Genomic DNA, 18,910 nt, shown 5'->3' with positions numbered 1-18,910 from the left:
ATAAAGGGTAAAGGGTCGTTAGGGAGAATCCGGCAATGGCTCGGTTGACGAATTGGCTGCTCCTTCGCCATCGGTGGCAAGAGGGTGGGTTTTCTCTTATCGAAGTCTTGGCTTCTTTGATCATTGTGGCCATCGCCATGGCGGCTCTTGTCCCTGCCCTCACCTTAGTGGCCTATCGTCGTGCCATGTCAGAGCGCGTTGAAGTCGCCAATCAACTCGCCCAAGCAGAGGTTGATCGCATTCGGACTCTGGTTGATCTGGAGCTAGCGGCGAGTCCGGGTGCTTTTCAGAATCCCGTTCAACTGGCTCGGCTACCCAGAATTGGAGCGGATCCCTTAGATAGCACCCCACCGCCAGCCAATATGGATACTGATGGTGGAAATTACTCTATTCGCTTGGCCCAAATTGAGCTGCCTGGGCGCAACCCCGAGGAGTATGTCATCCAAAGCTTTCGAAACAGTGGTGGAGACTGTATTGACCGACGCAACAACACTGTCATTGTCGGAGTCCCCTGCACATTCTTGATGGGGGTAAGGGTTTACCACCGTTTTTCTTTTAACCAAGCGACACGAGAAGCGCTTCCTGGGTTGCGGACTGAGTCAGTTTCAGCTAATCAGAACTTAGCCAACGCCGATGTTTGGCTGTTTCCGATGGCGAGCTCAATTTTAGAAATTAACTTGGCTGCTGATTTGGGAGATGTTTGTCGGGGAATTTTGGCTACTACTGCCAACCCAACTAATAGCTGTGATGCCTTCCCTGTTCCTGTTCCTAGCCTTTAGATATTGAGTGTACACAACTCTACAAGACAAGCAACACGATCAACGGTATTGAGCCATGGGTAAACTCTTTCGCCAAAGCTTCAAGCGTGTTTTGGGCTTTACTCTGATCGAGTTGTTGGTTGCTGCATTGATGGCATCCATCTTTCTAGCTGCCACCGGTGGCATCGTTATCCAAACGATGCGGGTAGATCGAGAAGAGACCGGGCGAACTCAGGTACAAGCAGAGCTTACCCAAGCTATGCAGTATATTCAGCAAGATTTGGCCGAAGCGCTCTATATTTATAATGATGCTGAGCAGCCTAATGGAGATGGGATCCCTGATCTAATTGAGGAGCTTTACGATCCAGGTTGGATTCGCAGACCTGCTGGAAGCATCCCTGTTGTTGCTTTCTGGAAACTTAGCCCGATTCCTCAAGCCTGTTATGCAGGCGATCCAACACTACAGGACATTCGAGAGGGTCGCGCAATCTTACCTGCCAACCCACCTGCTGGATTCTTGCCAAACAATGTAGGTGATTGGGAAAATATTCGCCGTAGGCGCAACATATACACCTTAGTGGTTTACTACTTACGACGTAACTACAATAATGCTGGCAATTTAGCGGATGGCTCAACAACTCCTTGGGAGGGAAATGCCCGGATTACTCGTTTTGAGTTGCAACCTTTCAATGAAGACTGTACTGCCCGTAGCCCATTCTTTGTAGAGGATCCGGATCCCTTTCAGGCCGGTTTCTTGAGTTGGCCTCGGGTTCCGGATGATCAGACTCCCATTGCCAATCAGGCAGGTACAACTGGAGGTGTACCACGTTCCTTAGTCTCGAATATCTTTAGCAGCCGTCAAGGGAGTCCACAGGTGGCTCCTGCTTGCCCTCAAGGATATGCGTTTGGGGGAGGTAAGCCTGCATCAGTAACTTTTAGTGGACTGAATACGAACGAAAATGACGTGGGTTTTTATGTCTGTGTTCGCCGCAGTGCCGCTGCAAATCTACCTCAGGATGTGATTATTAATATCACTGCGACGGCTATGGAGCGCTCAAATCCTGGCCTTTTCCGGCGATATATTCAGGACGCAACCAGTGTTGATGCAGAGCAGATCTCTCGCTATCTGACAACCATGCAAACTCAGGTTTTGTCCCGTGGCGTGTTTAATCGACAAGCCTGAACTACTCGATCAAGTGGGAGTGCGTACCTATGTTTGCCCCTATTAAGATGTCTAGCCTGAGTAGAACTGTTCGAGCAAGAGGCTTCACGCTAACAGAGGTCTTGGCCGTCATTGTTATTGTTGGCATTCTGGCTGTGATCACTATTCCGTCTGGGATCAACATATGGGCACGGATCCAGTTGGATGATGCACAAAATCGTGTTGAGAGAGCTTTACGTACTGCCCGCACCAATGCGAGAGCATCTCTACGAGGTAGAGCTTGGGTGGTTGCTGTTGATAATACGGATCCCAACGTGCCTACGCTTGTTATTGAAGATGAAAATGCTCTGTGTGATGAACCGGCTTCTTGTCAGCGAGTTCGATTGAATAATTATGTAACGGTGGCCAACAACTTTAATGGTGGAAGAGCTGTTTTTGACTCAGAGGGTCGGGCCCGTTTCTTGGGTCGGTTTGTTGTGAGCAGCACCTATTCTCAGGGGGAAAATCGTTGTGTCATAGTCAGTACCCTTTTGGGTACAGTTCGTAAGGATAACAACCCTGCCTGTGCTGGTGCAACAGATAATGAGGAAGCTAGCTAGTGTCGGTTTGCTAAGAAAGGTATTATGGTCAGGCAGTAAAGCTTAGATTGATTGGATGCTGCATGGCTAGTTCACCAGCACTTGCACAGGAAAACAAGCTTGAAAAGCTTCGGCAGACTCTTCGACCGGCGCTGCTGGTACTGGCTGATGGTACCTCTTTTTCAGGGTGGTCATTTGGTGCATCTGGCACTGCTATTGGCGAAGTGGTCTTCAACACCGGCATGACCGGTTACCAGGAAGTGATCACGGATCCCAGCTACCGGGGGCAGCTGATTACCTTTACCTGCCCGGAATTGGGCAATACTGGCGTGAACAACCTGGATGAAGAGTCGGCTAGGCCCCAGGCCAAGGGGGTTATTGCTCGCAATGTATCCCGGTTGGTTAGCTCTTGGCGAGCCACCGGCAGTCTGCCCGAATACCTACGCCAGCACGGGATCCCGGGCATTACCGGTGTGGATACCCGCGCTCTGGCGCGGCGGCTGCGCTCGCAAGGGGTGATGAATGGGGCCATTTCCACCGAGATTTTGGATCCAAAAGCATTGCTGGAGCAGGTACGGGCAGCACCTTCCATGCAGGGGCTGAGTTTGGTGGCGGAGGTTACCACTCCCCAACCCTATGAATGGCTGGAACCCACCCCTGCCGACTGGGATTATGGGCGCAGCCAAGGGATCCCAGTGCCGGATCCGCCGTTGCGGGTGGTGGCTTTGGACTTTGGCATTAAGCGGAATATCCTGCGGCGGTTGACCCGTTACGGCTGCCGGGTGATGGTGTTGCCTGCCGATGCCACGCCGGAACAGGTGCTCAGTTACGCGCCGGATGGGGTCTTTCTTTCCAATGGGCCAGGGGATCCCGCTGCGGAAACGCAAGCGATTCGAACGGCCCAAGCGCTGCTGCAAACCCAGAAACCCCTATTTGGCATTTGTCTGGGGCATCAGATCCTCAACCTCGCCCTGGGCGGATCCACCTTTAAGCTGAAATTTGGCCATCGCGGGCTGAATCATCCCTGTGGATTGGAGCGGCAAGTGGAGATCACCAGCCAAAACCACGGCTTTGCCGTCGATGCAGAGTCGATCCCGTCTGAACTGGCGGCGATTAGCCATTTGAACTTGAACGATCGTACCGTGGCCGGGATCCGGCACCGGCAGTTGCCCCTGTTTTCGGTGCAGTATCACCCAGAGGCCAGTCCCGGCCCCCATGATGCAGACTACCTGTTCCAGGAGTTTGTGGAATTGATGCTGAAGAATCGTTCCCAGTCTGGCGCTTAGTCTGGGTTCGGGATCCCCTCTGATCCACAGGTGCGCAGGGCAAGGGCACGGCGGGCTTCTTCGCGGTCATCGAAGTGGATCTTTTGGGTACCGAGAATTTGATAGTCTTCGTGGCCTTTGCCGGCAATCACCACCGTATCTCCGGGCTGGGCCGAGAGAATGGCCTGTTGGATGGCCTGACGACGATCCACCTCGACCAACTTAGGGGACAGCGGGATCCCAGCGACAATATCCGTTAAAATCCGCTGCGGATCCTCGGTACGGGGATTATCGGAGGTGACAATCACCTGATCTGCCCATTCGGCAGCAATGCGGCCCATCTGGGGTCGTTTTCCCCGATCCCGATCCCCCCCACAGCCAAACACACAGATCAGTTGTCCTTGCACCTGCGGTCGGATTGCCCGCAACAGGTTGTCCAACCCATCGGGTGTATGGGCATAGTCCACAATCACGGTAATGTCCTGCCCCGGCACCGTCACCCGTTCCACCCGCCCCGGTACACCTGGAAAATGGGGCAAAGCCGCTTGAATGGTTTCGAGGGGGATCCCCAAGTGCAGGGCTACCCCTACGGCTGCCAAGAGATTGGACAGGTTAAAGGATCCCACGAGGGGGGCCTCGACCGCACCAGAACCAACCGGGGTGTGGAGGGTTGCTTTCAGACCTGTGGCGTGCAACTCCACCTCAGTGGGCCATAATCCCGGGAGCCCTTGTAGCGGCTGTAAAGAATAAGCCCAAGGTTCCGGCTGGGTAGCACCGGCCTGTGCGGGATCCCATCCTGCCAAGAGCCGTCGGCCGCCGGCATCATCCCAGTTAATCAAGGCCCGCCCCTGGAGATACTCCGGCTGGAAGAGGGTGGCTTTCGCCTGCCAATAGTCTTCCAGGGTGGGGTGAAAGTCCAGATGATCCTGGGTCAGGTTCGTCCAAACCGCCGCCTGAAACGAACAGCCCCATACCCGATCCTGGGCAAGGGCATGAGAACTCACCTCCATCACCGCCACTTGCGCCCCGGCGCTGTAAGCCTCGTTTAAGCTCCGCTGTAGCTCGATGGGAAACAGGGTGGTGTGTGTGGCCATCTGGCTATGTCCAGGCCAGCGGTTGTAGAGGGTGCCGAGTAGGGCAGTAGGCCGGCCCGCTGCCTGCAAAAGATATTCGATCAAATGGGTGGTGGTGGTTTTGCCGTTGGTGCCGGTTACCCCTACTAGAGTGAGATGGCGAGCGGGAAAGCCATAGAAAGCAGCCGCCACCTGGGCTATCCCTTGGGAGAGAGCAGCAGCAGGCAGGAGAAAAATAGGACTACGTCCCGCTGTCGCGATCGGCGCGGAGAAGACTTGTAAAGATTCAGAACCGACGCTGGCCCAAGCCTCTTGGGAGATCAAGGCTGCCCCAGCCCCGGCCTGTAGAGCTGCGTGAACAAACCGCCCTCCATCCACCTGAGTGCCCAACACCCCAAAAAACAGATCCCCTGCTTTTACCTGGCGAGAGTCGGTACAGAGACCCCTCACCCTCACCCCATTGAGGGATCCCTGGGCCAAGTGCGGTTGGATCCCTGCCTGTTTGAACAAGTTCTGAAGATCGATACTGACCGCTTCCATCCCCCTAGCCCCCATATCCCTGGAGCCTACGCTACCTCTTGGGCGACTCACCTGACTAGGGGTAGTTTAGCTTATCGTCCGTGTAATGACTCCAAAAAAGTGTATAACCTAACCATTAAGCAACCGCAAAAACACCAGTATCTCAAAACGTCTGATCTATAATCTGGCTAGCCTTCTGCTTTCCCTCCTGTTCCCATCCCTCTGAGGAATTGAGTCATCCATGACTGGCTTTTCCCATATCCCCGAGCCCCCTAGCGATATGACCGGGTTAGGGGAAAGTACTGCTGGATCGCCGGTTTCACGGGTGAAAGAGCCCATTCCCTTGGGGCAGCAGTTGGTACGGGCTGGCCTATTGACCCAGGCTCAGTTGGCCCAAGCCTTGCGAGAGCAGCAACAAACCCATCTGCGCTTTGGCGAGGTTTGCCTAGAAAAACAGTGGATTTCACCGCAGCAACTGTACCAATTCACCTCCAGCCAATCCCTCTGTTTAGGGGAAATTTTGGTGGCCCGCGGTTACATCGAGTTTGATCAACTGCGCATTGCCCTCGCCCAACAACGACGCTATGGGCGCAAATTGGGAGAAATCCTAATCTGGAAAGGCTGGATTCAGCCGGCGGTTCTGGAACACATCCTGAGCGAACAAGAACAACTGCGAGGGATATCCGGGGTCAATGCCTGGCAAGCCCTGAGTCGCGCAGTGCCGGAAGGGTTCGACCCAGTGGAAGCAGCCGATGCAGAAGAACTGGATGAGCTCGTCGATTTGGCCATACCTTCAGTCGGCGAATCCGAAGCCGGGCAAGCAGAGTTGGTGGTCAGGGGGCCGCTAAGTTATGGCGACCAGGGATCCCTGGAGTCCTTGGCTCCTACTCCCAAACCCGTGATCCTGCCGGATCCAACGGAGATCCCTTTTTCTAACTTGGAGTTGGAAACGGGCACTCCCACCACCCAGTTGATGGGCTATCGCAACCGCATTGCCGCTCTGGAACTGGAACTGGAGTTACAGCAGCGGGAATGGGATGCCAGCATCCAGCGTATGAATGAGCAGGTGCTGGAATTTCAGCGGGCCTACGAAGAACGTATCCAAACCCTGGAAAACCGCCTGCAACAGGTACAACAGGAACGTTCGGAAGCGGAAGCCGAATTGGTGCGGGTGCATCAACAGCAGGTTTTTCAGTTGCGGGAACTGCTGGCGGAACGGCAGGCGGAGCTGCAAAGTCGCCTCGATCAACAGTCCCAGCAGGCCAATGCCCATGCGGCTTTGGTGAGTAGTTATCAGCGGCGCATTCAGGAGTTGGAAGCTCAACTGGCCAAGCTGCAGCAGGCGGTTGCCCAAGGGGAGGGATCCCAGCAAGCTCAATGGCTCCAATTGAAACAAACCCTGCAAAGTGAGCGAGCAGCCCTGGCTGAACAGCAACAGCGAACTGCTCAGCAGGAAAAGTTGGTGCTGCAGCTCTATCGCAATATCGATGAGCTGGAAGCCAACTTAACTCAACAGGCAGAAGCACACTCCCAAGAGCGGCAAGCTCTACTGCAGCACCATCAAGAGCACATCAACCAACTGCAGGCCCAACTGGCAGAACAGCAGCAGGCCAGCCAACAGGCCCAACAAGCCCGACAAGAGGTGGAACATCTGCGCACCCAGCTCCAGAAGCTGAGCCAAACCTTGAAACAGATGCAGCCGTTGCAACAGCGCTACCAGGCCCTGACTCAGCAGGTACAACCGCTGGTGCAAAAACTCAACCAGGCCAAAACTCACATCGCCAAATTGGGCGAAGCGCTCCAACGGTCGCAAACCTCACAGCAACACTACCAACAACTGGCTCAAAAACAACAGACCCAACTGCAACAGGCGCAAGCCACCACCGCTCGGCTGAGACAGGAACTATCAGCCGTTCAAAAAAAACTGGCAACTTTTGCAGAGCAACAGCAACTGGCCCAACAGCTGCAGAATGCCCAGCAACTGATGAAGTCCTATCGCCAGAGTTTGGAAACTCTGCAACAGGAACTGAAGGCGGAGCAGATGCGCAATCGCTTACTGCAAGCCCAACTGGAACGGCAGCAACGGATCTCTTCTAACTCCTCCAACTTTTCTGGAGCTTCTCAAGGGATCCCAACACCCGCCCTAGACCCTAGCGACGATGGCACCCTACAAGCCGATCCGGTGACGGGATCCCCGGTGCTTACTCCTTGGTCTCGGCAACTGTTTATCCGTTTGCGCAAAGCCGATTTGATCACCCGGCAGCAGGTACAGGAGGTGTTAGATCTGTGGCAGCGGCAGGGGGGAAGGCTAACGGATATCCTTACCGCCCACCTGGGTTTGCAAGTGGCCACCATCCGGTTTTTTAGTGATGAAGGGTATGCGGCGCGATTGGGCGGATGTCAGCGATTGGGGGAATACCTGCAGGCGGCTGGGTTGGTGAGCGCTGAACAGCTGCAACAGGCCCTGCAAGTTCATCGGCAAAGTGGCCTGCGGCTAGGGGAAACCCTTGTCCAGCAGGGGTTGATCCGGCCCAGCACCGCCAACTACTTTGCCCATACCTTTACACAAGCCCAACAAACTGAGCGCCCTTCCTAGTGGTCTTTAGGACTCTCCAGCTCGTTTTGGAGTTTGGAGTCGGATGCCAGGACAGCTTCAAACCAGCACCTCTTCCAACTTCTGTTTGGCCCAAAGGGAGGCATATAACCCCTCGGTATCGGCCAGCAGCTCCGCATGGGATCCCCTTTGCACAATCCGTCCCCCTTCCATGACCAAAATTTGATCAGCATCCACAACTGCTGTAAGGCGATGGGCGATGAAAATCACCGTCTTCTGGGCAGTGGCGTGGCGCAGGGTGTAGAGAATCGACTGGGCGGTTTGATTATCGACGCTGGAGAGGGAGTCATCCAGGATTAAAATGGGCGCATCCACCAGCAAGGCGCGGGCTAGAGCCACCCGTTGCCGTTGCCCGCCCGAAAGGGTGATCCCCCGCTCCCCGACGAGTGTGTCATAACCTTTGGGGAAATTGAGGATTTCCGGGTGGATATGGGCGGCTTTGGCTGCTAGCTCCACTTCCCAATCTTCCGCTTCCGGTTTGCCGTAGCGGATATTGTCACGGACCGTGGCGCTGAACAGAAAGCTCTCCTGGGGTACATAGGCGATGGCCTGGCGCAGGGATCCCAGTTGAATTTGGGTGATATCCCGGCCATCCAAAAACAGTTGCCCCGGCTGAATTTCCAGCAGATGGGGAATCGCATTGGCGAGGGTGGATTTGCCAGCTCCAATCGGCCCGACAATCGCTACCATCTGGCCCGGTTCAATGCGAAACTGCAACTGATCCAAAGCCGGGGTCTTGGCGTCAGCAAAAGAGAAGGTCAGACCACGGGCTTCGATCTGGCCGCGCACGCTTTCCGGCAGCAGCGGCAAAGCCGTTGGGGCATCTTGAATCGTGGGTTCTACCGCCAGCAGGGCATCGATCCGCTCCAGGCTCACCTGCCCCCGTTGATAGGCGGTGATGGTAAAGCCCAGCAGAGCCGTTGGGAAAACCAGCCGCTCGATGTAGAGAGTCAGGGCGGAAAAATCGCCGATCGTCAGCACACCTGAGGCAATTTGTGGCCCTCCCACCGCCAATAACACCAACAAGCTGAGGCTGACCAAGGCCACCAGAGAGGGGAACAGGAGGTTGCGGGTCAGGGCTAGGCGCAAGTTGGCCTGTAAAAGCTGTTGATTTTGGCGGCGAAATTCCGCTTGTTCGTGGTGTTCCTGGCCGTAGACCTTGATCAGGGTGATGCCGTTTATATCCTCCTGAATCAAATCGCTCAGCTCCGCCAACCGCTGTTGCACCCGCAATTGTTGCTGTTGTAGCCGGGCACTGGTTAGCTTCACCAGCACCAGCATCACCGGAAACACCGACAGGGCCAAGGTGCTCAGGCGCGGATTAATCCAAAACATGGCCGGCAAGGTGGTGCCATAGGCAAAGATGGTGTTGGCCAAATTGAGCAGGGCAAATCCGAGTAGCCGCCGGATATTTTCCACATCGCTGGTAATGCGGGTAAGGATATCGCCAATGGTCTGCTGCGCAAAGTAGGAGGGTTGCAGGGTGAGCAAATGTTCGAAGATCGCTTGTTTGAGGTGAAACTCCACCTGCCGACCCACCCCAAACATCCAGACTCGCGAGGCGATGCGGATCCCCATCATCAGGCTGGAGACAACCAACACCGTCAGGGCATAAAGGACAATGCGCTGAGCCTGCAAAGAGGCCAGATTTTGGCTCAGATCATCGATCACCAGCTTGATGTACCAGGGCAGAAAAACCCCAAAGCCGTTCACCAACATCAGGGATCCAATCCCCAAAGCCACTTGCCGTTGGTAGGGGCGCAGGTAGTGGGCCAGTTGCTGTAAATGGGATCTGGATCGGGCCAATTGCTTACTTACTCCCTGCGTCTTCTCTCACTCTAGCGCTGAGCCGGATCCCCCCGGTAGGGATCTATCTGGGTTCTCTAGAGGCGATCCCCGGTCAGACGCAGGAAGACATCTTCTAGGTTGGCTTTGCGGCGCAACAGTCGGCTCGGCTGTTCATCTTCAACGCGATGGAAAAAAGATTGCGGATCGGTGCTGGGCAAGACCACCAAAAAACCGGTGCTGAAGGGGCGCCACCACATCCCCGCCCGTTCTGCCAACGCTTCTATCCGCTCCGCCGGGATCCCTTCCACCTCCAAAACCTCCTGCCCCACCACCCGTTCGATCAGCTGGGCTGGAGTGCCCCGATCCACAATTTGCCCCTGCTGCATCAACAACAGCCGGTCGCACAACCGTTCTGCCTCGTCCATGTAGTGGGTGGTGAGCAACACCCCCCGCCCCGCCTGCCGCAGTTGGGTCACCAATTTCCAAAAGTCTTGGCGGGCATCGGGATCCAATCCGGTGGTGGGCTCATCCAAAAAGACAATTTTCGGGTTGTTCAACAATGCCCGTGCCAGCACCAACCGCCGTTTTAATCCGCCGGAAAGCTCCTCTACGTTGGCCTTTTCTCGCCCGAGCAAGCTTACTTGCTCCATCACCTCCGCCACCCGATGGTTGGCCTCACGCCCGATGAGGCGACAATGGCGGGCAAAGCAGATCAGGTTCTCGTAGACATTCAAGTCTGGATCCAGGTTGTCATCTTGGGTAACCACGCCCATTTGGCGGCGGGCCAAGGATCCCTGAGTGTGGATATCGAGGTGATCCAGGCGGACAAATCCCTGTGTGGGCACCACCATGCCGTAGAGCATACCCATAGTGGTACTTTTGCCGGCTCCATTCGGCCCCAGCAACCCCAGCACCTCGCCCGTATCCAGGGTGAGTTCTACGCCGCGTACCACTTCCACGTTGGTATAAGTTTTGTGCAAATCGTGAGCAACCAACATGGGTGGAGGAATAAAAACACTTGACTAGGCTACAATCAGGCGGCTAAGAATGCCCACCCATCCAAAGCCGCTGATGGTCGTTACATGCTCGGCGACCCTGTTTGTTGCGCTTGCCATTCCATCCAAGCTTTTAGCTTGCCGGGGTTCAGCAAACCCAAGGGATCCGTGCGTTTTTTCAGTTCCAATTGTTGGTTGCGGTTGCTGGCATCTTTCTTCTGTAGGCTATCGAGGGTGAAATCGTGGCAATCGTGGACATGCACCCCTTGATCCCGATGGATTTGCATGATCTCCCGCAGGCGAGCTTCGCTGGTATAGCGCACCAACTGACCGCCGAGGGCGGTGACTTTGCCATTCAGACGCAGGTACTCGATGTGGATCATCATCTCTTCCGCCAACGTTCTGTAGAGGTATTCCATCGCCTTGAGGTCCGGATCGGCAGGGAAGAGGCAGTCGATGTAGGTCAGGCTGGGATCCGCAGTGCGGGCATGCAAGGTGGTGTGATTGTAGCCATATTCCATTAGGGTGATGCCCTTACCGGTTGAGGATGTCGTCCCGCCGACGCAAACGGCAGCCGGCTTGGTATAGGTGATTTGGCCTCCCCACTCCTTGACCAAATCCGCCAGCGGTTCCAAGGAGTTTTCGGCGATTAGCAATAGGGCCGCATGGGATCCCTCTGGTAGATAGGGCTTAAGGGCGACAAAGTAGCTGGGGATTGGCCAGGCATGGAGGCTGATCATCCGCTTGACGATGCCGTCCGACTCTCCCAACCGCTGACAGAAACGGGCCGACTGCATAAAATCATCGAAGACCACAATGCACTCCGCCCAGGGATAGGCCATGCCCAGGGGCATTTCCATCTCGGTGATGATACCGTTAACCCCCCAAGCGTGACTGACCTGATGCACAGCCTCCCCGCGTAGCTCTAAGATTTGCGGCTCGGCTTCCATGGTGACCACCTGCAGACCGAGGATATTGCCCCGTTCCCGTAGCACCCCGTAGGTAATGGAGCCAATGCCACCAAACCCACCGGAAACAAATCCTCCCACCGTGGCCGTCCGAAAGGTAGAAGGAGCCATGCGCACCTCCCACCCCGTTTTGCGGGCCTCTTTTTCCATGGCCATCAGTTTGACTCCCGGCTGAACCCGCATGATTCCCCCTTTCGTCCAGAGAATCGACTGCATGCGGGTTATATCCAGCACCACACCGCCTTCTAGAGGTACGGCTTGTCCATAGTTGCCGGTACCGGCACCACGGGGGGTGAGGGGGATCCGATGACGGACACAGGCTTGGATGATGCGAATCACCTCGGCTTCGCTGGTGGGGAAATAGACAATATCCGCCCGCTTGCCAGCCAGTTTCTCGCTCAGAACCGGGCTAAAGGTATGCCAGTCGATGGACAGCTTGCTCAGTTGTTGCGGCTCGGTGGTGCAAGGGATCCCTTCTAGCTCCTCCTGCAGGGCGGTCAGGGCAGTAGAGCGCTCAGAGATCTTGAAATCTGCGGGACGGAGTCCTGGGGTCATGGGATCCCACCGTGAATGTCAGTTTTTGGTCGCATAAAATGCGGTGGAGACACAGTAGAGGATCCCCGGCTGAACTTTTGTAGCTTTCAAAACAGGATGGATTCAGGATGGATTAGACAGGGGTGGGCAGCGGCTCCGGGTGGCTGAGGCTGGGGAGCTGTTGCAATTGCGGTTGTTGAGGGCGGATCCCCATGGCCTGACGCATCAATGCCGGTTTGAGCAATGGCAGAGAGTCCAGGCTCCACAATCCAAGGCGACGCAAGATCAGCAGCAGCCCGTTCCGGTTGGAGAAGAGGCGATTGGCAGTATCGGTTCCGAACAGGACAAGTTCGTTTTCTGGGCGGCGACAGCGCTCGTAGGCCTGCAGTAGGGCCGGAGCACCGGGATCCCTGCCCGTGGTTTTCGCCTCGATCAGCAGGGCGGTCAAAGCGGCCACATCCCTCATGCCCAAATTCACCCCTTGCCCCCCTACCGGGTGGGTGGTGTGGGCGGCATCCCCAACTAAGGCCAGCCGGGATCCGATATAGGTTTGGGCATGGGATCGCTGCGGTTCGTAACAAGCCCTGGGGGAAGCCGCCAGCAAAGCCCCCAACTGGGAGCCAAAGGAGGGCTGAATGGCCTGTAAAAACTCCTCCTCCGGCAGGCTCATCAATCGCTCTCGGTCTGACTGTCGGGCGGTCCAAACCACACAACTTCGGTGCGGATCGGGGGTGGGCAAAATGGCGAAGGGGCCACTGGGCTGAAACCGTTCGTAAGCCACTTGGGCATGGGGCAACTCGTGGGTAAGGGTGGAAACAATGCACACCTGCCCATAGCCCCAACGGGATACCGGGATCCCCGCCCATTCCCGTAGCTGTGAACGAGCTCCATCCGCCCCTACCAACACAGCGGTTCGCAGGGTGTGTCGGGATCCCTCCTGGGACAGCTCCACCTGCATATGATCGGGTCGAGCCGAAAACCCTTGCACTTGGGCTGGGCTCAAAACCGTTACGGAAGGGCACTCCCGGATCCGCTGCAACAGGGCTTTTTGGGTGATCTGGTTCTCCACGATGTAACCCAGAGCGGGCGCTTGGATCATTTCGCGGCGCAACTGAGCCACCAGTGGGCTCTCTCCATCCGAGACTTGAATGCGGTGAATGGGGGAAACCCCCCAAGACTGCATTAGAGGCCACACCCCAAGCCGTTCCAGAATACGCGCCGTTCCCAAAGCCAGCGCACTGGCGCGTCCATCCGGCCCGACCCCCTGACCCAGATCGCGGCTTTCGATCAATGCGACTCGGATCCCAGCTTGACCCAGAGCAACTGCCAGGGTGGATCCCACCATACCGGCCCCTACAATTCCCACATCACAATCCAAGTCAACAGAATAGGTGGAGACCGTTGAGGAGACGGAGAGGTGCGAAGGGATCATGGGGGATCACAGCAATGATGCTCAATTTCCATTTTAGGGGTGTTCACAGTAGGGCTGTTCACTCCTGCGGGCCAGCTGTTGCCTGAGGGGTCGAGGGTAACTCCAGCGCCAGTGGCCCCAACAACCCCTTGCGATAGTCGTTCAGGATCTGCCGTGCCGCCCGTTCCAGATCCCCTTGGTAGTGCCGCTCTGCCAACTCATGCACAGCCACTTCTCCGGTTGGGATCCCTGCTGACCAACCATAGCGCTTTTGCAAAATCGCCTCTGCCTGAGGATGAACCATCCGCACGTGATCCAAAAAATGGGCTGCCACCAACTCTGGTGTGTAGGCGGCCTCGCCAATATCATCACAGATGGCCAGTTTGGTTGCAGCCTCTTGATCCGGCAACAGGGGGGGGATGATCCCCGGCGAATCCAGCAAATCCAGATCGCCACCCAAGCGCACCCAGCGCAGTTGCCGTGTCACCCCCGGTCGAGCCGCACTCTCCGCCACTCTCCGCCCCAAGAGGCGATTCAACAGGGCGGATTTGCCCACGTTGGGAAAACCTACCACCACCGCTCGAATGGCGCGAGGTCGCATCCCCCGTTGTTGGCGCCGTGCGTTGACCGATTGCCCCAGCTGCAGGATCGCCTGTTTGAGACGATTTACCCCTTCTCCCGACTGGCCATTGGTGGGATAAACCGGGATCCCTTGCCCAGTAAACCAATCCTGCCAAGCCTTGAGAGCGGAGGGATCCACACAATCCACCCTGTTCAGGGCCAAAACTCGCGGCTTTTCTCCCAACCACTGACCCAACTCTGGATGACGACTGGCCAACGGGATCCGCGCATCCAAGACCTCAATCACCACATCCACCCGCTGCAACTGTTCGCGCAACTGGCTGATGGCCTTGGCAATATGGCCGGGATACCACTGGATGGCCGGAGAACTCATGTCGCCAGAGGTTGGAAGTGAACAATCAAAAGCCAACAGAGAAGTCAAACTTAGCCTGCTCCCCGTCACAATCCCCAAAAAAGAGAGCCACGAGATCCACCGGCCAAACTGATGCTCTGCATACAGCGCCGGCTTCTCTAATCAACCCTAAGTGAGCAGATCCTCCCCAGTCGGATCCCTGCTGAGGTGGATCCCGTGTCATCATCAGTGCAAAGTCTCTCTCTATGGCATTCACGTGACCAGTTTGTTGCAACTTCTCATCTATGGTCTGGTGTTGGGCAGTATTTATGCCTTGGGGGCCATTGGGGTATCCCTCACGTTTGGCATTTTGCGCTTTGCCAATTTTGCCCATGGCGACTTGATGACTCTTGGGGCTTACTTCGGCCTCAGCTTTGTGTCCTTGGGTTGGCCCATCGGGGTGAGCTTGATCCCGGCAGCGCTGGCCACGGTACTCTGTGCCGTTGTGATTGACCAATTGATCTATCGGCGTTTACGTCGGGAAGCCCCGGTGATTTTGCTCATCTCCTCTTTTGGCACAGCCTTGATTTTGCGCAGCTTGGTGCAAATTATTTGGGGGCCCAACAATCAAGTGTATCGCAGCAGCCTTCAACTACCTTGGCGGTTTTGGGGGCTACGACTCAAACCCGACTGGGCGGTCATCTTGCTCGGGACAGCCCTGTTGGTGGTGGCGCTGCATTTCTTCCTGCAACGCACCCGAGTGGGCAAAGCGATGCGAGCCATGGCTGACAATTTTGATTTGGCCAAGGTCACTGGCATTGATACGGAGAGCATTATCCTCTGGACCTGGGCCATTGGCGCCATTTTGGCCTGTGCGGCGGGCATGTTTCTGGGCATGGATACCCGTCTGCACCCCACCATGGGCTGGCGGCTGTTGTTGCCGATCTTTGCGGCGACGATCTTGGGAGGGATTGGTCGTCCGTATGGGGCGATCGCAGGGGGCTTGGTGATCGGCGTGGCGGAGGAACTCTCGACGTTGGTGATTAGCCCTGCCTACAAGACGGCGGTGGCCTTTGCCATTTTGGTGCTGATGCTGATCATTCGGCCCACCGGACTGTTTGGAGGACGTGCCTGATGCTGAGCTATGGCATTTTCTTTTTAATTTTGGTCGGGATCTACGGCGTGCTGGTGTTGGGCCTGAATTTGCAGTGGGGCTACGCGGGCATGTTCAACATTGGGGTCGGGGCTTTTTTTGCGGTAGGGGCTTATGCCAGTGCCATTGTGACCACTCCCCTCACCAGCGATCACTTGGGTGGGTTTGGCCTGCCCTTTTGGGTGGGGTTTCTCACGGCTTTGGCAGCAGCGGGATCCATCGCCTTCTTAATTGGCCTCATCACCCTCAAGCTCCGCTCTGACTACCTAGCCATTGCCACCATCGGCATCGCTGAGATCATCAGCCAAATCCTGAAAAATGAGGGCTGGCTGACCAATGGGGTACGGGGCATTACCCGCATTCCTCGCCCCTTTCGCGGTTGGATCCCAGGGCAAGATACGCTGCTCTACCTGGGGTTGGTGCTGCTGATTTTGCTGGTGGTGTACTGGGGCAGTGAGCGGGCCTATCGCTCCCCCTGGGGCCGGGTGCTGCGGGCAATTCGGGAGGATGAACCGGCTACCCTGGCGGCGGGCAAGAGTGTGCTGAAATTTCGCTTGCAGGCGTTTGTGCTCGGATCCATGGTAATGGGATTGGCGGGAGCCCTCTACGCCCATTTTGTCAATTTCATCAGCCCGGAGGCGTTTCAGCCGGAGTTTGCCACTTTTATTGTTTGGGTGATGTTGATCGCGGGGGGCAGTGGCAACAATCGCGGGTCTCTGTTAGGAGCACTGGTGATTTGGGGGGTGTGGTCGGGGAGTGAACTGTTGACCAACCGCTTGCCGGCTCAATGGACGACGCGGGCTGGCCCACTGCGCATTTTGCTCATTGGGATCCTCCTCCAGGTAATTCTTCTGACTCGCTCCCAAGGACTGTTGCCAGAACGCCCGCCGAAGCCGATTCTGTCGGCATCAATGGGCCAGAGGCAGGATCTCTCCCACAACCAGGATCCAGCAGGGTAGGATTGGGGCGACTCAAACCATTGTTGATGTGTCCCAGACAACCTAACCCCCACCACTATGATGTCGCACCCCAGGGAAACTGACCCGTCGTTAGACTTCAACCCAGAGGTTTCCGCTGGCCATCCAGGGATCCCGGCGACTCCGATCAAAGAAGGCTATGCCCGACCGGATCAGTACTTTAACCGGGAGCTGAGCTGGATTGAATTCAACGCACGGGTTTTGCATGAGGCTCTAGATGAGCGCACGCCACTGCTGGAACGGTTAAAATTTCTGGCTATTTTCGAGACCAACCTGGATGAGTTTTTTATGGTGCGGGTGGCGGTGATTCGCCGCCAGTTGGAAACGGGCGTTTTGACCTTGACCCCGGATGGCCTCACCCCGCAGCAACAGTTGCGGCAGATCTCGCAGCACCTACGGCCCCTGATTCAAAAGTTGCACACTTGCTTCCGACAAGATCTGTTGCCCAAGCTGGCGGAACAGGGGATCCACATCCGCGAGTTTTCAGATCTGGCGGAGTCGGAACGGCAGGAGCTGCGGGATTACTTTGAGAGCCGCTTGTTTCCGGTCCTCACGCCTTTGGCGGTGGACCCAGGGCATCCGTTTCCTTATATTTCCAATCTCAGCCTGAGTCTGGCAGTGGTGGTACGGGATCCAGAAACCGGCAAGGAACATTTTGCCCGTGTGAAAGTGCCCAATACCTTGCCCCGCTTTGTTCCGCTCAAGGATGGGCTGAGCTTTGTACCGCTGGAGCAGGTGATTGCCCACAACCTGGAGTCGTTGTTCGTCGGCATGCAGGTGCTGGAATACTATCCCTTCCGCATTACCCGCGATGCTGATCTGGAAATCCAAGAGGATGAAGCCGATGATCTGCTCTCAGCCATTCAGGAGGAACTGCGCAAACGTCGCTTTGGTTCGGTGGTGCGGATGGAGATCGCCAGGCACACCCCAGCGGCGATCCGGCAGCGGCTAAGTGAAGAGATGCGCCTCGACAGCGACTCGGTGTATGAGGTGGATGGCCTTCTGAATATGGGGGGATTAATGGCTTTTATGAGCCTGGATCGTCCCGATTTGAAGGATCCCCCTTGGGGAGCAGTCAGCCCCATTCGCCTGCGCACACCCTCGGTCAGCGAGGAGCCGGTGGATATCTTCTCGATTATCCGGGAGGGGGATCTGCTGGTCCACCACCCCTACGATTCCTTCAGTGCTAGTGTGGAGCGCTTCTTGGAAGAGGCAGCCAATGACCCGCAGGTGCTGACCATTAAACAAACTCTCTACCGCACTTCCGGCGATTCTCCGGTGGTGGGATCCCTGATCCAGGCGGCAGAAAACGGCAAACAGGTGGCGGCACTGGTGGAGCTCAAGGCCCGCTTCGACGAAGAAAACAACATCCTCTGGGCCAAAAAGCTGGAAAAAGCCGGGGTACATGTAGCCTATGGACTACCAGGGCTGAAGATCCATTGCAAATTGGCTTTGGTGGTGCGGCAAGAAGGGGGATCCCTGCGGCGGTACTTGCACATTGGCACCGGCAACTACAACTCCAAAACGGCCCGCATCTACACCGATCTGGGCCTGTTTACCTGTGATGAGACCTTAGGCAACGATGTGACGGAGTTGTTTAACCTGCTGACGGGCTATTCGCGGCAACGGCAATTCCGTAAGCTGTTGGTAGCCCCCAGAACCCTTCGTCAAGGGATGGAAGCCCTGATCCGACGAGAGATACGACATGCTCAAGCGGGCAAAACCGCCCGAATCATTGTCAAGGTGAATTCCTTGGTGGATCCGCAGATGATCCAGGTGCTCTACGAAGCCAGCCAAGCGGGGGTAGAGATCGACTTGATCGTGCGGGGGATGTGTTGCCTCAAACCGGGGATCCCGGGCCTGAGCGAACGAATTCGGGTGATCAGCATTATTGGGCGGTTTCTGGAGCATTCCCGCATTTTTTATTTTCACAACGATGGCCAGGAAGAATATTTTATAGGCAGTGCTGACTACATGACTCGCAATTTGGACCGACGGGTCGAGGTGGTCACCCCTGTGGAGGATCCCTTGTTGCAGCAGGAGTTGAAAGCCATTTTGGAGATCTGCTTGAGCGATAATCGACAAGCTTGGGAACTGCACGCCGATGGTACCTACGTTCAGCGGCAACCGCAGGCAGGAGAAGAGGTACGCTCTACCCACCAACGCCTGATGGAACGGTCAGCCAGCCGCATTTAGGGTAAA

General features: G+C 56.2%; 14 protein-coding genes. 8 read left to right on the top strand and 6 right to left on the bottom strand.

Going from position 1 to position 18,910, the window contains the following annotated elements; all coding sequences use genetic code 11:
- Nucleotides 1–35 precede the first annotated feature (35 nt).
- The 4 genes from JX360_RS04085 to carA all read left to right on the top strand — a co-directional run bounded on the left by JX360_RS04085 (nucleotide 36) and on the right by carA (nucleotide 3,784).
- On the top strand, nucleotides 36–779 hold the full coding sequence (locus JX360_RS04085) for a type IV pilus modification PilV family protein (RefSeq protein ID WP_244349317.1): 744 nt from the start codon (nucleotides 36–38) through the stop codon (nucleotides 777–779).
- Nucleotides 780–834: 55 nt separating this feature from the next.
- A complete protein-coding gene (locus tag JX360_RS04080) occupies nucleotides 835–1,941 on the top strand; it encodes a PulJ/GspJ family protein (RefSeq protein ID WP_244349316.1) in 1,107 nt (368 codons plus the stop codon).
- 29 nt (nucleotides 1,942–1,970) lie between these two features.
- Nucleotides 1,971–2,519, top strand: coding sequence for a pilus assembly FimT family protein (locus JX360_RS04075; RefSeq protein ID WP_244349315.1), 549 nt, complete (start codon nucleotides 1,971–1,973; stop codon nucleotides 2,517–2,519).
- A 62-nt stretch (nucleotides 2,520–2,581) separates the two neighbouring features.
- Nucleotides 2,582–3,784: a glutamine-hydrolyzing carbamoyl-phosphate synthase small subunit gene (gene carA, locus JX360_RS04070; RefSeq protein WP_244349314.1), complete on the top strand. Its 1,203-nt coding sequence runs from the start codon at nucleotides 2,582–2,584 to the stop codon at nucleotides 3,782–3,784.
- Here carA and JX360_RS04065 read toward each other — a convergent pair.
- Entirely contained in the window at nucleotides 3,781–5,376 is a 1,596-nt protein-coding gene (locus tag JX360_RS04065; protein ID WP_244349313.1) for a UDP-N-acetylmuramoyl-L-alanyl-D-glutamate--2,6-diaminopimelate ligase, read from the bottom strand. The genes carA and JX360_RS04065 overlap by 4 nt on opposite strands.
- A gap of 220 nt (nucleotides 5,377–5,596) precedes the next feature.
- Between JX360_RS04065 and JX360_RS04060 the strand changes: the two genes are divergently transcribed.
- On the top strand, nucleotides 5,597–7,951 hold the full coding sequence (locus tag JX360_RS04060) for a cyclic di-GMP-binding domain-containing protein, MshE-related (protein ID WP_244349312.1): 2,355 nt from the start codon (nucleotides 5,597–5,599) through the stop codon (nucleotides 7,949–7,951).
- Nucleotides 7,952–8,008: 57 nt separating this feature from the next.
- On the opposite strand, the gene JX360_RS04055 is transcribed toward JX360_RS04060, so the two are convergent.
- The 5 genes from JX360_RS04055 to ylqF form a co-directional block, all read right to left on the bottom strand.
- On the bottom strand, nucleotides 8,009–9,775 hold the full coding sequence (locus JX360_RS04055; protein ID WP_244349311.1) for an ABC transporter ATP-binding protein: 1,767 nt from the start codon (nucleotides 9,773–9,775) through the stop codon (nucleotides 8,009–8,011).
- Between the two features lie 77 nt (nucleotides 9,776–9,852).
- Nucleotides 9,853–10,755, bottom strand: coding sequence for an ABC transporter ATP-binding protein (locus JX360_RS04050; protein ID WP_244349310.1), 903 nt, complete (start codon nucleotides 10,753–10,755; stop codon nucleotides 9,853–9,855).
- Between the two features lie 80 nt (nucleotides 10,756–10,835).
- On the bottom strand, nucleotides 10,836–12,275 hold the full coding sequence (locus tag JX360_RS04045) for an FAD-binding oxidoreductase (RefSeq protein ID WP_244349309.1): 1,440 nt from the start codon (nucleotides 12,273–12,275) through the stop codon (nucleotides 10,836–10,838).
- 112 nt (nucleotides 12,276–12,387) lie between these two features.
- Nucleotides 12,388–13,686 (bottom strand): UbiH/UbiF/VisC/COQ6 family ubiquinone biosynthesis hydroxylase, encoded by a 1,299-nt coding sequence (locus tag JX360_RS04040; protein WP_244349308.1) that lies wholly within the window; start codon nucleotides 13,684–13,686, stop codon nucleotides 12,388–12,390.
- A gap of 58 nt (nucleotides 13,687–13,744) precedes the next feature.
- A complete protein-coding gene (ylqF, locus tag JX360_RS04035; protein ID WP_244349307.1) occupies nucleotides 13,745–14,620 on the bottom strand; it encodes a ribosome biogenesis GTPase YlqF in 876 nt (291 codons plus the stop codon).
- A gap of 235 nt (nucleotides 14,621–14,855) precedes the next feature.
- Between ylqF and JX360_RS04030 the strand changes: the two genes are divergently transcribed.
- From JX360_RS04030 to JX360_RS04020, 3 genes are read left to right on the top strand one after another with little or no spacing between them, the layout of a single operon-like run.
- Nucleotides 14,856–15,713, top strand: a complete 858-nt coding sequence (locus tag JX360_RS04030) for a branched-chain amino acid ABC transporter permease (protein ID WP_425244355.1) — start codon at nucleotides 14,856–14,858, stop codon at nucleotides 15,711–15,713.
- Nucleotides 15,713–16,690, top strand: coding sequence for a branched-chain amino acid ABC transporter permease (locus JX360_RS04025; RefSeq protein WP_244349305.1), 978 nt, complete (start codon nucleotides 15,713–15,715; stop codon nucleotides 16,688–16,690). The genes JX360_RS04030 and JX360_RS04025 overlap by 1 nt, the downstream gene beginning before the upstream one ends.
- Before the next feature lie 57 nt (nucleotides 16,691–16,747).
- The gene (locus tag JX360_RS04020) at nucleotides 16,748–18,904 is read left to right on the top strand and encodes an RNA degradosome polyphosphate kinase (RefSeq protein ID WP_244349304.1); all 2,157 of its coding nucleotides are present in this window, start codon (nucleotides 16,748–16,750) and stop codon (nucleotides 18,902–18,904) included.
- Nucleotides 18,905–18,910 lie beyond the last annotated feature (6 nt).

The sequence above is a fragment of the Thermostichus vulcanus str. 'Rupite' genome (assembly GCF_022848905.1).
Lineage (GTDB): Bacteria > Cyanobacteriota > Cyanobacteriia > Thermostichales > Thermostichaceae > Thermostichus > Thermostichus vulcanus_A.
The sequence above is the reverse complement of the archived record's forward strand: the minus strand, read 5'-3'. Positions and strand labels throughout refer to the sequence as shown.

What these genes read in the sequence shown, in the direction of transcription:
- JX360_RS04085 (WP_244349317.1), top strand. Translation starts at nt 36, where the DNA reads ATGGCTCGGTTGACGAATTGGCTGCTCCTTCGCCATCGGTGGCAAGAG.
- JX360_RS04080 (WP_244349316.1), top strand. Translation starts at nt 835, where the DNA reads ATGGGTAAACTCTTTCGCCAAAGCTTCAAGCGTGTTTTGGGCTTTACT.
- JX360_RS04075 (WP_244349315.1), top strand. Translation starts at nt 1,971, where the DNA reads ATGTTTGCCCCTATTAAGATGTCTAGCCTGAGTAGAACTGTTCGAGCA.
- carA (WP_244349314.1), top strand. Translation starts at nt 2,582, where the DNA reads ATGGCTAGTTCACCAGCACTTGCACAGGAAAACAAGCTTGAAAAGCTT.
- JX360_RS04065 (WP_244349313.1), bottom strand. Translation starts at nt 5,376, where the DNA reads ATGGAAGCGGTCAGTATCGATCTTCAGAACTTGTTCAAACAGGCAGGG.
- JX360_RS04060 (WP_244349312.1), top strand. Translation starts at nt 5,597, where the DNA reads ATGACTGGCTTTTCCCATATCCCCGAGCCCCCTAGCGATATGACCGGG.
- JX360_RS04050 (WP_244349310.1), bottom strand. Translation starts at nt 10,755, where the DNA reads ATGTTGGTTGCTCACGATTTGCACAAAACTTATACCAACGTGGAAGTG.
- JX360_RS04045 (WP_244349309.1), bottom strand. Translation starts at nt 12,275, where the DNA reads ATGACCCCAGGACTCCGTCCCGCAGATTTCAAGATCTCTGAGCGCTCT.
- JX360_RS04040 (WP_244349308.1), bottom strand. Translation starts at nt 13,686, where the DNA reads ATGATCCCTTCGCACCTCTCCGTCTCCTCAACGGTCTCCACCTATTCT.
- ylqF (WP_244349307.1), bottom strand. Translation starts at nt 14,620, where the DNA reads ATGAGTTCTCCGGCCATCCAGTGGTATCCCGGCCATATTGCCAAGGCC.
- JX360_RS04025 (WP_244349305.1), top strand. Translation starts at nt 15,713, where the DNA reads ATGCTGAGCTATGGCATTTTCTTTTTAATTTTGGTCGGGATCTACGGC.
- JX360_RS04020 (WP_244349304.1), top strand. Translation starts at nt 16,748, where the DNA reads ATGATGTCGCACCCCAGGGAAACTGACCCGTCGTTAGACTTCAACCCA.